Origin of the sequence: Lacticaseibacillus suibinensis, from assembly GCF_003946175.1 — a bacterium.
GTDB classification, from domain to species: domain Bacteria; phylum Bacillota; class Bacilli; order Lactobacillales; family Lactobacillaceae; genus Lacticaseibacillus; species Lacticaseibacillus suibinensis.
This window is the reverse complement of record NZ_RHOK01000032.1, coordinates 1-15,682: the sequence shown is the minus strand read 5'-3', so window position 1 is coordinate 15,682 and position 15,682 is coordinate 1. Positions and strand designations below refer to the sequence as shown.

The following is a 15,682-nucleotide window of genomic DNA, read 5'->3' as shown; positions in this document are numbered from 1 at the left end:
TTCGATTAAGTAGTATGGCCTTGAACATCCATATTCTAATCGACAAGGAGAGTTTTTCGTATAACCAGTTTGACTCCACCCGCATAGCGGGTGGTTTTGAGCCTCGCGCGTCCCCGCGCGAGCCCGGCTAAAGCCTCTATAATAAAAAACACACCGCCGCAGCGATGTGTTTGATTTTGCAAATTGAAATTAACGACGCAGGCCGAGGCTTTGGATCAGTTCACGGTAGCGGTTAATGTCCTTGTTGCGAAGGTAGCGAAGCAAGTTACGGCGTTGGCCGATCTTCTTCATTTCACCCACGTAGGAGTGATAGTCCTTCTTGTGCTTGGACATGTGATCGGTCAAGTTCTTGATGTCAGCAGTGAGCAGCGCAATCTGGACTTCTGGTGAGCCAGTGTCGCCGTCTTTGCGGGCGTATTGCTTGATGATCGCATCTTTTTGTTCTTTTGTGATTGCCATGGAAAATTCCACCTTTCGTTTTCATAATTGCCTGAAACTGAGGGAAGCGCGGTGAACCGCTAAGCTAAGTATCAGGTTCAAATCACCCAATTACTTTACCGTACGCAAGGCTTAGATGCAAGTTTTTTCACCGCTATCAAGGATTTTTCCTTTACAAGTTTTTATTGCATTGCAGCTGGGCCTTCGGTATAATGCTATCTGTTGAAACAATAATTCGCATTACAAATCTCAGCCCGGAGGTGAAATTCATGCCACAAATCAAACAAGCAATCAAGCGCGTTAAGACGCAAGAAGCTTCTCGCCAACGTAACATCTCGCAAAAGAGCGATATGCGTACAACCGTGAAGAAGTTCCGTGCCGCTGCTGCCGCCGGCGCTGACAACGCGCAGGACTTGTACAAGGAAGCTACTCGCGCCTTGGACATGGCTGCATCAAAGCACCTGATCCACAAGAACAAGGCTGGCCGCGACAAGAGCCGTCTTGCTGCACTTTTGAACAAGTAAGCAAAACCTGCCAGTGGCAGGTTTTTTTATTTTTGCGCTTCGGCTACTGCCGAGGCGCTTTTTGTTTTCTGAATCAAAAACCGCTAGCAGTTAGCTAGCGGCTATTGCCCCACGGTGATGGGCTGATTGCTCGTGTATTGCAAAACAAATAGTTCAAAGGCCAGTGCCTTATCCACGCGCCCGGTTTTCATCGCCGTTTCAGTTTCCACCAGGCCCTTGTAGGCGCGGGCCAGCGTGGTCAGTGGCACCGGCCGGCTTTCCTGGAGCGCCTTTTTGATGCGGAAAGGATGCACTTTTAAGGTCTGCTGAATGTTGCCTTGGCTGTAGCCTTTGGCGGCCAGAATTTTCACTTGCAGTAGCAGGCGAAATTGGCCGACCATCAATGCGTTTAGCGCAATCGGTTCTTCTTTTTGCAGTAGCAGGTCGCGATACAGTTTTAAAGCGCGGTCTGGCTGCTTGCGCACCACCGCATCCACCAGGTCAAACACCCGATCCGTCAGCTGCTTGGGCACGAGCTGGTCAATGGCGGCCACATCCAAACTGGTGCCGCCGCCAGCATAGAGCTTCAGTTTCGGCAACTCATGCATCATCGCGGTGTAATCGCCCCCGGTGCGCTGAGCAAAAGCCTCTAGGGCAGCTGGCGCAACGTCAATTTGTTGCTTAGCTAAGGCCCGTTTCACGGCCTGTTGCGCTGCCCGGGCATCCAGCGGCGCCACGTCCACCACCAGCGCCGCTTTTTTCAGCGCCTTCACCACGTTTTTGCGGGCATCCAGCTTCTCATAGGCGGCAACAATCACCATCAAGGTTGAATCCACGGGGTGCTGAAAATAAGTCGTCAGCCCATCCAAGTCTTGATTCAGGTTCGTCTTAGAATTTTCCCCGGTTAAGAAATACGGATCGGTGATGATGACTTCACGCCAGTCACCAAAAAACGGTGGCGAAGTGGCATCATCCAGCGCCACGCCCACTTCGGTTTGTCGCATGTCATAAGCGGCGAGATTCATGGTTTGTTGATCAGGTGGGATCACCTGCTTCAGAGCGGTCAACGCTTGATCGAGCAAAATCTGCTCGGTCCCCATCAGTAGCACTAACCGCGGCAGGTTACCAGTTTTAAGTTGTTGAATCAGTTCCTGTACGGTCATTGCGACTGTCCCTCCAACAAAAATTGATGCACGGTGTGGCTGTTAGCCGTGAAGTCTAGCCAAATCATGCCACTACTGGCCGTATTCAGCCAAGCCACTTGCGCATTGGCGAAGGTGGTTAACGTCTCCGCATTCGGGTGGCCGTAGCGATTAGCCACCCCGGCTGAAATCAGAGCTAATTGCGGGGCGATTTGCGCGATGAACGCAGGATCACTCGAAGTTTTCGAGCCATGGTGCCCCACCTTCAGATAGTCAACCGCAAGCGCTTGTGGCATCAGTTCACGCGTTTCCACCCCAGCATCGGCATCGCCAGTGAAAAGCCAATTGCCGTCTCCTATCTTACCATACAGCACAATCGAGTCCGCGTTTTTCTCGGTGGCTGTAGCATCGCTTGGCGCCACGACCTGCAGCTGCAGCGGCCCTTGGGTGATGGTTTGGCCGGCCAAAACTGTGCGCTGCTGGGTGACTTGCCCGGCCATCGCCGCCTGCATGTAGGCATGATCAGCCGCCAGCGGCGTGGTCACCATTGTTCGCACTGGCATCAGCTGCGTGAGCAGGCCGGCATCCCCGACATGATCGGCGTCTGCGTGCGTCAACACGAGCAGGTCCAGGTGATCAATCCCCCGCGCGTGCAGGTAATTGACAATGGCCCGCTTCGCCGGGGGATTACGCACCGTGCCAAAGCCCCGACCGCCGGTATCAATCAGAATGGTGCCTTGTTTAAATGGCGCCTCAATCAAAATGGCATCACCTTGACCCACGTCGAACATGGTCACCCGCGTCTCCGGATGGATATTCACCACCAACCAAGCCAACACTGCCCAGCTCACCAGCGGCCACCAGTGGTGCGTGGCCAGCCCCACCAGAATCACCGTCACGCCGGCCAAAGCCCAAGCCCATGGCACGGCCCCAAAAATCACCTCGCCAGGCAAGCGCGCCAGTTGCGTGAGCCCAGCCTCCAGCGCTTTGATGGTCGTTTCAACCAGCGTCCCGCCAGGTAACTGGGGCCACAGGACCATCATCACCAGCACTGGCATCAGCCCCATTTCAAACAGTGGCATTAAAAAATAACTGAACCCCGCCGCCAGCAGGTGAAAGCGATAAGTATGCGCCAGCACCACTGGCGTACTCAGGAGCACCAGTCGCCAAGTCAGCCCCCAGCGGCTGGCTGGTAGCAAAATCAAGCCCAAGCACAGCAAATAGGTGAGCTGGCCACCCATGGTATGCAGCACATAGGGCTGAACCAACAAGTTGAGCCCCAGCACCAGACTGAAGCCATCCAGCCCTGATAGCTGCCACTTAAAGCGCCGGTTCAGCATGGCCACGATCCGCAACCAGACCGCCCGCATAATCCCGGCCGCTGGCGGAATCAAAACCAGCAGCGTTGGCAGTAGCCCTAGTAGTGCCCAATCCACCCCTTCCTTGGGTAAGCGCAGACGGTCAGTGAGCCAGTATAGCGCGCCGATCAACGCATACAGGTGCAGTCCAGAAACTGAGAATAAATGAAAAATGCCCAAGGTCACAAAAGTTTCGCGTTGCTCATCAAAATCTGAATCTACCACCCCTAGGAGCAAGCCTTTCGCATAGGCCTGCGTACGCGGGCGTAGCTGCTTTAAGCGTTGCATCACACTTGCGCGCAAGTGATACAGCCATTCAATGATCCCGCGCGGCTGGCGAATGGTAATCTGTAGTGCTTGCTTGGGGCTTTGCCAGGCCAACTCCTGCTGTTGCCAAGCGTAAGTGGCGTAGTCAAACTCGAATAAATTACGCGCCCCGCTCAGCCGGGTTAACTCACCGGTCCAAGTCACCTCTGCCGGCAGCGTGAGGTTAGCTAACAGCGCCGCTTGGTTCTCATCCACCGTGACCCTGCCGCTAATCGGCACATTACCGGCGCGCCCGGTGTAATAAGCTAAGCCAGCGTTGACCGTCCAAGCCGTGGGCATCACCGTGGCCACACCGCTGGGCTTCGGCGGCGCCGCGGTTAAATTGGCCGTGCGCTGACCCCACACTAACCCACAGGCAAAACAAACAACCAGCGGCCAGCGGGTGAGCTGATATGCCTTAAACCCGGTCCAGGCCAGCAACAGTAAACCTACAAACGCCGGCCCAATCATCAGCAACAGCCCAGCCAGAAAACTGGTCAGCCAAAAGATCCCCCGCCGATTCATGGACCCACGGTGACCAAGGGGGCCAAACGCTCATAGGTTTTTTCGCCAATGCCACTGACATTCATCAAATCTTCAACGCTTTTGAAGCCGCCGCTGGTTTCCCGGTAGGCAATAATATCCGCCGCCTTGGCCGGGCCAATGCCACTAAGGGTTTGTAATTCAGCTTCGCTGGCGGTGTTCAGATTAACCAATGCTGTGCTGCTCGCGGCGGGACTCGCGGGCCCCGCCCCAGTGGCAGCCGGCGCTGCTTCGCCTTGAACCGGAATATAGAGACTTTCTTGATCAACAGCAATTTTGGCTAAATTAATCGCCGTCACATCGGCATCTGCCGTGAGACCCCCAGCGGCTTCCACCACGGCCTGCCAGCGCGTGGTGCCAGTCACCGGATACAACCCCGGCTTGTTGACGGCGCCTTTAATATGCACAAAACCGCTTTTCGGGGGCTCACTACTCATACTGCTAGCCGTCGCGCTGCTGACGCTGATACTACTAGCCGCTGGCACCGGTTCAATCGCCACTGGCTGGCGACTTTGCCACCAAAAAAAGCCACCTAACCCCAGCACCACCAGTGGCACATACCAGTATTCCTGCAGCCACGCTTTCGCCGTTGTCATTTGCTCACCTCCAAGAAGAGATTTCGCAAACGCAAAGCGCCGCTCTCCCGAAAGAAAGCGGCGCGGCGTGAAACTACGGTTGACTCAAATCAGCCTGCAGATAGGTCAAAGCGTCCTTTAACGTTTTGACCGGGACAATTTTCATCTTGGTTTTGAGCGCTTTGGCCGTGCGTTTGGCCACGGCATAATTGTTTTCGTAGCTTGGATCAGCTTTCAAGAGGGCTTTAGTCGCCGGTTGGTCAGGCGCGAAGAACACCTTGGCGCCTTCCTTATCCGCCATATAAACCTTCTTATCGATGCCGCCAATTTGACCCACCTCGCCCTGGCCATCGATGGTGCCGGTGCCGGCAATTTTTTGACCATGCCGAAGATTTTGGCCAGTGAGTTGCGTGTAGACCTGCACGGCAAACATCAGGCCCGCACTGGGGCCGCCAATCTCGCCAGCATCGATCGTGACTTTCGGTTTAGTGGTCAAGGTGGTATGTTCCGTCAGGGTAATGCCGATGCCGGCCTTATGCGTGCCGGGCAGCCGCATCAGTTTGCCACTGGCCTGGTGCTGTTTGCCTTTGCGCAGGTACGTCAAGGTCAAGCGGCTCCCCACTTTGCGGGCGCTAATGGCTTTGACATAGGCATCGGCAGAGCCATAGTGCTTGCCATCCAAGGCGGTGATGGTGTCGCCCAGTTTAAGCTGGCCTTTGAACGGCGACCCGGCCAAAATCGACATCACATAAATGCCGAGGTGATTTAAGGTCGCCGGCTGCCCGGCAGTTTTGAAGGCTGCTTCAATCGCGCCATTAGCCGCGCTTTCAATGTACAACTTTTGGAGCAAATTGTACTCAGCTGAGTCATCATCGCCCATCAACTCCCGCTTGGACAAAATCTCCGAGTACGGCTGCAGCTTAGCCCAGAGCAAAACTGCAGGCGACGCCGGGCCCACGATACCCACCGTGGTCAACATATAACTCCCTTTAGCTGTATCCGGACGGCCGGCAACTTTGGCATAAGGTTTCAACGATTCGGCTGAGCCTGGTACTTCCGCGTAATAGTTGGTCGGGAAAAACACCAATCCCAAAGCCAGCAGAACTGCCGCCAGGCTCCCCAGCCAGAGCCAAAGCCGGCGTTTATTGCGGCTGCGTTTCATGGCCATCACCTGCCAGCTTTTGTTTCAAGGCGGCATTCACGTTGCTTGGCAGCAAGCTGCTGACATCACCGCCAAATTGCGCCACTTCCTTAATCAGGCTGGAAGACAGGTACCGATACTGCTTGTCTGCCAGTAGCAGCACGGTTTCCACCGCCGGGGCCAAGGTCTGGTTCATGTCCGCGATATCCGTTTCGTAGCTAAAATCTTTGGCATCACGCACGCCGCGCACCAATACCGTGGCGCCGAGCTGCTGGGCATAAGCCACCGTCAAAAGCCGCGGCGCTGCCGTAACCGTAACATTGGGCAGACTTTGTGTCGCCGCGGTGATTAAAGCCAGTTTTTCTTCACCGGTAAAAAGCGGCTTTTTACTGGTATTGGTCATCACCGCCACAATCACCTGATCAAACAAGCCCGCTGCCCGCGTGACCAAGTTCAAGTGACCATTCGTAAAGGGATCAAAACTCCCTGGAAATAATGCGATTGTCGTCACGGCTTACACCTCATTTCGCTGCAAAATTAAAACTTGCGCCACGCCATAAGTTTGCCGGCGCAGAATGGTGAAACCGGCGATGGCTGCGGGGTAAACCACATCCATGCCAGTCTCAAACATGACCAACCCGCCTGGCTTGACCAGGTTCAGGTCAACCAGCTCCTGGAGCTGAGTCAAAGCAGCTTGCTTGGCATAAGGCGGATCAGCCATCACCAAGTCGAACTGCTGGTGCGCCGCCGCCAAGCTGGCCAGCGCGCGTTCAACTGGGGCCTTCAACACGGTGAATTGGTCCTCAGCCTGCGTCAAGGCCACATTTTGCTGGATGACTTTGATCGCCGGATAAGCCTTATCGACCAAGGTGGCGTGCGTCATGCCGCGCGACACTGCTTCAATGCCCAACGCGCCAGTCCCGGCATACAAGTCCAAAGCCTGGCCTCCATCAAAGTATGGGCCGAGCATGTTGAACATGGATTCTTTGACTTTATCGGCAGTGGGCCGGGTGGCATTGCCGGCCACGGCCACCAACCGCCGGCCACGAAAAGCGCCACTAATCACGCGCATGGTTGGCCTCCGTGGGGGCGTCGTCGTCCTCATCGTCTTCTAGCGCAGCCAGGCTGGTTTCGCCGCTGTACTCAGTCGCCAAAAATGGTTTCTGGGAAGGACTGACACCTTTAACGAAGCGTAATTTCTTCAGCTTAGCCATGGTTTCAGTCAGATCTGCCTGGTCAAGATACAGATAAACATATTTCATGCGCTTGGACGTGTAGATGATGGTGCCATAATGCCGGAGCGCTTTACTTTGCTTGAGTGAGTAGACCCAAACCACCAGCCCTTGACGCGGGGTGATTGTGAACATCTGCTCGCCTCCTTTTTTATTAATGACTTAATCCAATGCCGCCGGCGCGGTTTGCTTCAACTTAGCCAGTAGTTCGCCGGTTTCAATCATCTCGCCTGCCGCAGCGTACAAGTGCTTGACGGTACCAGTGAACGGTGCGTGCACAGTGGTTTCCATCTTCATCGCTTCGGTCACAAACAGCGGGTCGCCTTGCGTCACTTGATCACCCACCGCCACTTCAACGCTGAGCAGGCGGCCCCCCATTGGCGCACCAATTTGCTCTGGATCCGTTGGCTCAGCCATGCGCAAGGCGCTGGCTTGATGTTGAACGTGATCGTCCTGAATTTGGACTTCCCGCTTTTGGCCGTTCACCGTGAAATACAGCGTGCGTTTGCCGCTGGCGTCTGGCTCGGAAATGGCATCAAGTTGAACGATGACCTGCAGGCCTGGGCGAATATCAATGGCAATCCGTTCCCCGGTGCGCATCCCTTGGAAGTAGGTTTGACTATCCAGCGCCGTGACGGGACCATATTGCTCCCGATTTTGGACATACTGATCGTAAACCTCTGGGTACAAAATCGCGCTCAGAACTTGCGCATCCGAGGCCACCGTGCCTTTGCTGATGCGGCTGCGCACCGCTTCAAAGTCCACAGGCGCGGCCAGAGCGCCAGGCCGTTCAGTGAGCGGCTTTTGCCCTTTCAGAATCTTTGCTTGCAGTTGCTTAGGGAAACCGCCAACGGGTTGGCCGAGGTCACCTTTGAAGAAGTCGACCACTGAAGCCGGGAAGTCCATGGTTTCACCATGGTCCAACACATCCTGCGGGGTCAACTGGTTTTGCAACATGAACAAGGCCATATCCCCGACGACTTTAGAGGACGGGGTGACTTTGACAATGTCGCCGAACAGCTCATTGACCTGAGCATACATGGCCTTCACGGCTTCAAAATCGTTCAGATCCATGCTCTGCGCCTGCTGCTGCAGGTTGCTGTACTGGCCGCCTGGCATCTGTACCGTGTAAATATCCGTTAGCGGACCAGTGACGCCATTGGCAAAGTCGGCATAGTACGGCCGCACTTGTTCGAAATACTGGTTCAGTTTTTCGGCGGCTTTCACATCAAGGTCAGGTTGCCGCGGGTCATTCGCCAAGGCATAATACAGACTTTCCATGCTCGGCTGGCTGGTGGTGCCAGAAAAGGCGGATTGCGCCACATCGACAATATCGACCCCGGCGGCAATGGCTTGACCATAGGTGGCAATGCCATTACCAGTGGTGTCATGGGTGTGCAGGTGAATCGGCACGCTCACGGCGTCTTTCAAGGCGGCGACCAGTTCATAAGCGGCTTGCGGTTTGAGCAGCCCCGCCATATCCTTGATGGCCAAGATGTCGGCGCCGGCGTTGACCAGTGCTTTTGCCAGATCAACATAATACTGAAGGCTATATTTCGGGTGCGTGCTAGCCAGAATATCGCCGGTGTAGCACATGGTCCCTTCTGCCAACTTGCCGGTGGTTTTGACCGCATCAATCGAATGGGTCAATTGTGGCACCCAATTCAGGGAGTCAAAAATGCGGAAGACGTCGATGCCGTGGGCAGCGGCGGTTTCGATGAACTTTTTGATAACATTATCCGGGTAATTCTGGTAGCCCACCGCGTTACTGCCTCGGAACAGCATTTGCAGCAACGTATGGGGCATCAGCTCACGCAGCTGATCAAGGCGGATCCAGGGATCTTCTGTTAAGAAGCGGTAAGCCACATCAAAAGTGGCGCCACCCCACATTTCTGCGGAGAACAGGTTCGGCAGCGCATTGCCTAAGTCTGGCGCGATGCGCACCATATCCCGGGTCCGCATGCGCGTCGCAAATAAGCTTTGATGGCCGTCCCGGAGCGTGGTATCGGTGAGAAGCACGCGCTTTTGGGCACTGACCCAGGCGGTCACCGCCGCCGGCCCGCCATCGTGCAACAGCGCTACCAAGTCAGTCGCCGGCGTGGTGGCCGGAAACCGAGATTGATAATCAAAATCTGCCAGTAGCTTTTGTGAGTGTTGATGCACCCCAGGGAAGCCATTCACCGTGGTGTTACCGATATAGGTCATCAGCTGAACGGTGCGGCTTTCCACCGGCCGCAGTTTAAACAAGCTTGGTGTGTCATCGATAAAGGTGGTGGTAGCGGCGCCGCTCCGGAACGGCGCGCTTTCCAAGACATTGAGCAGAAAGGCGAGGTTCGTTTTGACCCCGCTAATGCGGAATTCGCTCAATGCGCGTTGCATTTTCGCCACAGCGCCTAGGTAAGTACCGGAATGGACCGAAGTTTTCACCAGCAGCGAATCATAAAATGGGCTGATGACGGCCCCGGCATAAGCGTTGCCGACATCCAGCCGCACACCATTGCCCCCTGGGGAGCGATACGTCGTGATGGTGCCGGTATCGGGCATGAAGTGGTTAGTGGGATCTTCCGTCGTGATGCGGCACTGAATGGCGGCGCCGCGGTACGTCAGATCAGCCTGGTGGGGCAAACCGATATCCTTGAACATATCTTCCCCGGCCGCAATACGCAGCTGAGATTGCACAATATCGACATCGGTGATCAGTTCGGTGATGGTGTGCTCCACTTGCACCCGCGGGTTGACCTCAATGAAGTAGAACTTGTCGCCTTCCACCAAGAATTCCACCGTCGCGGCATTGTCATAGTGCACACTGGCCATCAGCTGCACCGCCGCATCGCAAATGGCTGCCCGCAAAGCCGGCGCCAGTCCAACTGCCGGCGCAATTTCAATCACCTTTTGGTTGCGGCGCTGCACCGAGCAGTCCCGCTCGAACAGGTGCAGCATGTTGCCATAGTGATCGCCTAAAATTTGCACTTCAATATGTTTGGCATCTTTCAAGTAACGCTCCACATACATGCGGTCGTCGCCAAAACTCGACACCGCTTCGTTCACGGCATTTTGATAGACCTGCTTCAGCTCGGCTTCGGTATGCACAATCCGCATCCCTTTGCCGCCGCCACCACTGGCTGCTTTAAGCATAATGGGAAAACCATGCTCTTGGGTGAAGGCTAAGATATCGGCAAAATCCCGGGTCGGGGTGGTCATCCCAGGAATAGTTTGCAGCCCAGCAGCGACCGCGGCTTTTTTGGCCGCCACTTTATCGCCAAACATCTCCAGCAGCTCAGGCCGCGGGCCGACGAAGGTAAGACCAGCCGCTTCGACTTTGCGGGCAAAAGTCGCATTTTCTGACAGCAGACCATAGCCGGGATGAATGGCATCGGCACCACTGATTTTGGCAATGCGAATGATATCCTCCATGTCGAGATAAGCCGCAATCGGGCCTTCGCCGGCGCCAACTTGGTAGCTTTCTTGCGCCTTGAACCGATGAATGTTCAATTCATCTTCCTTGGCAAAAATCCCCACTGTTTTCAGGCCGAGTTCTTCACTGGCGCGAAAAATCCGCACTGCAATTTCGCCGCGGTTTGCCACTAACACCTTACGCATGCGTCAACGTCCTTTCCCTAAGTTGCTTTTCACTGGCGGAAATATTCAGCATAATGCCCACACAGATGGCTAAGACCAACAGACTGGAGCCGCCATAAGACACGAACGGGAGCGTGACCCCGGTAACTGGCAGCACGCCACTCACCGCTCCGACATTGAACAAGGTTTGAATCAGCATCATGGTCGCGATCCCATAAGCGAGCAGGGAATAATAGGTATTTTTGGTGCGGATACCAATCAGGTAAAAGCGCATGATCATAAAGAAAATCAGCCCCAGTACCACGATGACCCCCACTAGCCCGAGTTCCTCAGCAATCACGGCCAAGATAAAATCGGTTTGCGGTTCGGGTAAGTAACCGAGCTTTTGCGTCCCATTGCCTAACCCCACGCCCCAAAAACCGCCATGGTTGATGGCGAGCAGGGAGTTGACCACCTGCAGGCCGGCGTGCTTGCTTTGGGCAAAGGGATGGACCGCCGCTTCCAACCGCTTCACTTGATAATATTTGGTCAGCCATCCCGGCAGCTGCACATTGGCCAACACCCAGTACAAAGCCGCAATTAACGCCGCCAACACGCCAGCGCCGGTCACCCCGTAGCGCAACGAAATCCCACTAGCGGCCAACATCACCAGCGTAATGCCGGCTAAAATGGCCATCCCCCCAACATCCGGTTCCAGCACGACCAACATGATACAAACGCCCACCAGAATGAGCGGTTTACTCAGTTGTTTCACTGAGAAATCAGGCCGGCGCATGATTTCTTGGCGCTGGGTAAACATATAGGCCAGGTAGATGACGATGCCTAACTTGGCAAATTCAGTCGGTTGCAAGTGGATTGGCCCGAGTGGGATCCAGGCCGCAGCGCCGTTAACGCTTTTCCCAAAGGCCAGCAGGTAAATGAGCATGGCAAACAGCACGACCCACATCACCAGTTGCACGCGCGGATGCCGCAGCACCGACAATTTAAAGTAGTAGAAAAAGCACGTTAACAGCAGCCCTAGCAGCACAAACACCAACTGCTTGACCATGTAGCTGTAATCCGCCATGTGATACTGGGTTTGAATCCAGTAAGCACTGGCTGAATAGACCATCACGACGCCGATGGCACACAGCACCAAATAAGGCACTAGGATGTAGTAATCGAGAAAATGCAGTTTCTTCAGCACCGAAATCGCCCTTTCGCGGCAAAGTTGTGACTATTATAGCATATACCCCGCCTCGCCAAGCCGGTTTTACCAGGCCCGCAAGCAGTTGCCACCAAAAAAATTAGAATAAAAGCCGAACATTATCAAGATACTCCGCCGTTTTACCATTGTTTCGCTAAACAATCAGCGGCATGTCCAATTAATTTTCGGGTCATTCTGATGCAGGTTTTTAATAAATCTCTCATCACCTTATTGGCGTGCTCCTAGAAAAGCGGTAGACTGGGGCTATTGAATTTTGTGAGGAGTGATTGGATTGGCACAACCGATTTCATTTGAACAGATCGACCGCTATCAAGCGGCCCTGGCTAAAGATTCCGCCAGTAAAGCCTTGAGTAAAGCCACGCAGAACGTGGGTCCAGACCAAGCGGCCCGCGGGCCACTGAATGATAAGGCCATTAAACCGGCATTTTCGCTAGAGTTAAGCACCGGTGCGGTCACAAACCAAAAACAGTCCGGCCGCTGCTGGCTGTTTTCTGAGTTGAACACCATGCGCCATTTTGCCGGCGAGAAGCTCGGCTTGAAGGATCTGGAATTCTCCCAAGCGTTTCTGGCTTTCTACGACCGCATTGAAAAAGCCAACTTGTTTTTGGAACACGTCATTGAACTGAAAACCGCCTCTCCCACTGAGGACCGGACCTTGGCGGAATTGCTCAAGCAGCCCGATGGCGATGGCGGCCAATTCGACAACGCCCCTGCCTTGATTGAAAAGTATGGCATCGTGCCGAAGTCGGTGATGCCTGAAACCTACAACAGTTCCAAAACCAATGAAGTCAATTCAGTGTTGAACTTGAAGCTACGCCAAGCGGCCGCCGCCATTCAAAAAGCGGCTCAGGCTGGTCAGGACGATGACGCCTTGCGCGCTTTGAAACAACAGCAGCTTTCTGAAATCTATCGCGTCGTCGCTTATGCCTACGGTAATCCACCGGCAAGCTTCGACTTTAGCTACCGCGATGACAAGAACAATTTCCACGAAGACCGCGGCCTGACGCCCAAGACTTTCTATGAGAAGTACGTGGGCTGGGATTTAAGCCAGTTTGTGCTGTTAGTCGCTGATCCGCGGCCCACCAAGCAGTACTATCAGGCTTACACCCTGCCAAGTCAAAACACCGTGGTTGGCGGGCGCCCGATTATTTTCGTCAACGTCCCCCGCGAAGACCTGCAGGCAATGGCCATTAGCCAGCTCCAAGCCGGCGCCGCGGTGTGGTTCGGCAATGATGTCGGCCAAGACGTGGATCGCGATACTGGCACCTTGACCGGCGGCTTGTATGACCATTCCACCTTGTTTGGGTTTGACGTTACCATGCCGCTGGCCGATCGTTTTGCGACCCGCGAAGCTGCCGTCACTCACGCCATGACCTTAACCGGAGTCAATCTCGACAACGGCCAGCCAACCCGCTGGAAAGTCGAAAACTCCTGGGGGAAAGAGCGCGGCAACGACGGCTATTACGTGGCGGACCAGGATTGGTTTGAAAAGTATGCTTATGAAGTCGCCATTCGCAAGGATTTACTCAGCGAAAAGATTTTGGCTGCCACCCAAACCACACCGATTGCGCTGGCAGCCTGGGATGAATTGAACTAACCTGATGCATACAACGAAACGCCTCAGCCGCACTGGCTAAGGCGTTTTCCTATGCTTGCAAATCGCGAATTTGGGCCACTAGGTCTTCGAAATGATCGACTTGGGCGGCATAATCCGGCAACTGATCACCATATTGCTGATCAAACCCTTCTAACCCTTCGCCGGCAAAGGCAAACTCATACCGGTGAATGGCCTCATAAGTTTGGGCAAAATCTGCCAGCAGCTCGTGGTGATGGCCTTCCAGCTGCAAGGCAATCTGGATCACCCGAAAATCGGTGTACGCCAGTTCAAACTGGACGGCCCAGCGCCGCATAAACGGATGCCGGTTTTGAATGTGCGCCAAATGGTGCGTGGTGGTCCAAGTTAAATTGGCCAAACTATCCTTCACATCTAACATCTGCTCTCCCCCTTTGCCCTGCACTTTAAAGACTGCGCGGCGCGAGCGCAAGCAAAAAGCCTTCACAGCCGACCAAAAAAGCTGCCATCACAGCAGCTTCATCGGCTTAGGCGGTCAGCCCAAAGGTTTGTAAAATCAGCCAAATATTCAAGATGATCAGCACGATGGTAATCAACCAGGCGGTGTATTTAACCCACGCGCGGTTGGCGAACTCGCCCATCAGATCCCGGTTTGAAGTGTAAAGCACCAGCGGAATCACCGCGAACGGTAAGGCCACGCTGAGGAAGACCTGCGAGAAGGTCAATAAGCCTTCAATTTTGGCCTCATCGCCTTTGAAGATAATGGCAAAAATCAGCACCGGCGTTACCGATAACAACCGCGTCAACAGGCGCTGCGCCCACAGTGGCATCTTCAGGCGGATAAAACCTTCCATGATAATCTGGCCGGCCAAAGTGCCGGTGATGGTGGAACTTTGCCCGGAAGACAACAGCGCAACGGCGAACAACATCGACAGTACCGGACTGGCAATGGCCCCCACTACCTGCCGATCCTGCAAGGCATTGAACAGATCCACGAAGCGCCCTAAGTCAGAATTCGTGCCGAAGAACAGCGCCGCCCCTAAAATCAGGAGCAAACTGTTGACGACAAACGCAATGGTCAGCTGAATGTTGGAATCGATTGTCGTGAACCGAATCGCCTTTTTGACCGCGGCGCGGTCCTTGCGATCCACAGCGCGGGTCTGCGAAATTGAAGAACCCAGGTACAGGTCATGCGGCATCACCGTGGCCCCCACAATCCCCAAAGCCAGGTAAAGTTCCGAACGGTTGGTTAAAATCGTCGGGCTGGGGATATAGCCGCGGAGAATATCACCGACGCTCGGGTTGGAGAGTAGCACCTCATAGGAGAACACCAGCAAAATCACGGCCACCAGCACCGCTACAATCGCTTCGATTTTCCGGAAGCCCAGCCGCATCAGCACCAGTAAAATCAAAACATCAGCGGCGGTGATCAAGATACCAACAATCAGCGGAATCTTAAACAAAAGTTCCAGCGCAATCCCGGAGCCGATGATTTCCGCGACATCGGTTGCCATGATTGCCAGTTCGGTAATGATCCACAGCACAATGCCAGTTTTTTTGCCCGTGCGTTCGCGGGTTAGTTGGGCCAGGTCTTTGCCAGTGACGATCCCCAATCGTGCCGCCATCGCCTGCAATAGCATCGCGGTTAAACTAGAAATCAAAACAACGGTGAGCAGCGTGTACTTGAACTGCGCGCCCCCAGCAATTGAGGTGATCCAGTTCCCTGGATCCATGTAACCCACAGCGATTAAAATGCCAGGGCCAGTATAAGTAAAGAGCGTCCGCCAAAAGCCGGCGTCCTTGGGTACGGCGATACTACCGTTGATTTCGTCAAGGCTTTTACTCCCTGGCGTTTCCTCGGCAAACATCACCTGTTTGTCTTTCCGGGATGGCTTGGCCATCTTCCCACCTCCAAGTACCACACTTATTCATTGTTTCGTAAGCACCCAATAACCGACCGCCTGGCAAACTAAGAAGGGGCGTAATCCGCATTCTCAGATTACGCCCCTTCGTTGTTCAAGCAATCTCTTGTTTTGATGGCTTCAGATACTGATTCCAAGGTGAATAAGACTCAGCTTGTTCTCT

At 54.4% G+C, this 15,682-nt stretch carries 14 protein-coding genes; 2 read left to right on the top strand and 12 right to left on the bottom strand.

What is annotated here, in order from left to right:
• Nucleotides 1–189: 189 nt before the first annotated feature.
• On the bottom strand, nt 190–459 hold the full coding sequence (gene rpsO, locus EKM90_RS11765) for a 30S ribosomal protein S15 (RefSeq protein WP_125582878.1): 270 nt from the start codon (nt 457–459) through the stop codon (nt 190–192).
• A gap of 248 nt (nt 460–707) precedes the next feature.
• Between rpsO and rpsT the strand changes: the two genes are divergently transcribed.
• On the top strand, nt 708–962 hold the full coding sequence (gene rpsT, locus EKM90_RS11760; protein ID WP_125582876.1) for a 30S ribosomal protein S20: 255 nt from the start codon (nt 708–710) through the stop codon (nt 960–962).
• 101 nt (nt 963–1,063) lie between these two features.
• Here the strand turns inward: rpsT and holA are convergent, their stop codons facing one another.
• The 9 genes from holA to EKM90_RS11715 all read right to left on the bottom strand — a co-directional run bounded on the left by holA (nt 1,064) and on the right by EKM90_RS11715 (nt 12,000).
• Nucleotides 1,064–2,104: a DNA polymerase III subunit delta gene (holA, locus tag EKM90_RS11755; RefSeq protein ID WP_125582874.1), complete on the bottom strand. Its 1,041-nt coding sequence runs from the start codon at nt 2,102–2,104 to the stop codon at nt 1,064–1,066.
• A complete protein-coding gene (locus EKM90_RS11750; RefSeq protein WP_125582872.1) occupies nt 2,101–4,272 on the bottom strand; it encodes a DNA internalization-related competence protein ComEC/Rec2 in 2,172 nt (723 codons plus the stop codon). Before EKM90_RS11750 ends, holA begins: the two co-directional genes overlap by 4 nt.
• Nucleotides 4,269–4,886: a helix-hairpin-helix domain-containing protein gene (locus EKM90_RS11745; protein ID WP_125582870.1), complete on the bottom strand. Its 618-nt coding sequence runs from the start codon at nt 4,884–4,886 to the stop codon at nt 4,269–4,271. Before EKM90_RS11745 ends, EKM90_RS11750 begins: the two co-directional genes overlap by 4 nt.
• Nucleotides 4,887–4,959: 73 nt before the next feature.
• Nucleotides 4,960–6,036, bottom strand: coding sequence for a SepM family pheromone-processing serine protease (locus EKM90_RS11740; RefSeq protein ID WP_164507977.1), 1,077 nt, complete (start codon nt 6,034–6,036; stop codon nt 4,960–4,962).
• Nucleotides 6,008–6,517: a pantetheine-phosphate adenylyltransferase gene (gene coaD, locus EKM90_RS11735; protein WP_125582866.1), complete on the bottom strand. Its 510-nt coding sequence runs from the start codon at nt 6,515–6,517 to the stop codon at nt 6,008–6,010. The genes EKM90_RS11740 and coaD overlap by 29 nt, the downstream gene beginning before the upstream one ends.
• 3 nt (nt 6,518–6,520) lie before the next feature.
• Nucleotides 6,521–7,078 (bottom strand): 16S rRNA (guanine(966)-N(2))-methyltransferase RsmD, encoded by a 558-nt coding sequence (gene rsmD / locus EKM90_RS11730; protein WP_125582864.1) that lies wholly within the window; start codon nt 7,076–7,078, stop codon nt 6,521–6,523.
• Nucleotides 7,065–7,373: a YlbG family protein gene (locus EKM90_RS11725; RefSeq protein ID WP_125582862.1), complete on the bottom strand. Its 309-nt coding sequence runs from the start codon at nt 7,371–7,373 to the stop codon at nt 7,065–7,067. Before EKM90_RS11725 ends, rsmD begins: the two co-directional genes overlap by 14 nt.
• A gap of 27 nt (nt 7,374–7,400) precedes the next feature.
• Nucleotides 7,401–10,838 (bottom strand): pyruvate carboxylase, encoded by a 3,438-nt coding sequence (locus EKM90_RS11720; RefSeq protein ID WP_125582860.1) that lies wholly within the window; start codon nt 10,836–10,838, stop codon nt 7,401–7,403.
• Complete coding sequence (locus tag EKM90_RS11715; RefSeq protein WP_125582885.1) at nt 10,831–12,000, bottom strand: FtsW/RodA/SpoVE family cell cycle protein; 1,170 nt, start codon at nt 11,998–12,000, stop codon at nt 10,831–10,833. Before EKM90_RS11715 ends, EKM90_RS11720 begins: the two co-directional genes overlap by 8 nt.
• A gap of 295 nt (nt 12,001–12,295) precedes the next feature.
• Here EKM90_RS11715 and EKM90_RS11710 point away from each other — a divergent pair, with 295 nt between their 5' ends.
• Nucleotides 12,296–13,621, top strand: a complete 1,326-nt coding sequence (locus tag EKM90_RS11710; RefSeq protein ID WP_225422861.1) for a C1 family peptidase — start codon at nt 12,296–12,298, stop codon at nt 13,619–13,621.
• 49 nt (nt 13,622–13,670) lie between these two features.
• Here the strand turns inward: EKM90_RS11710 and EKM90_RS11705 are convergent, their stop codons facing one another.
• Together EKM90_RS11705 and EKM90_RS11700 are read right to left on the bottom strand one after the other, a co-directional pair.
• The gene (locus tag EKM90_RS11705; protein ID WP_125582858.1) at nt 13,671–14,018 is read right to left on the bottom strand and encodes a hypothetical protein; all 348 of its coding nucleotides are present in this window, start codon (nt 14,016–14,018) and stop codon (nt 13,671–13,673) included.
• Nucleotides 14,019–14,124: 106 nt separating this feature from the next.
• Complete coding sequence (locus tag EKM90_RS11700) at nt 14,125–15,465, bottom strand: Nramp family divalent metal transporter (RefSeq protein WP_125582880.1); 1,341 nt, start codon at nt 15,463–15,465, stop codon at nt 14,125–14,127.
• Between the last annotated feature and the right edge of the window lie 217 nt (nt 15,466–15,682).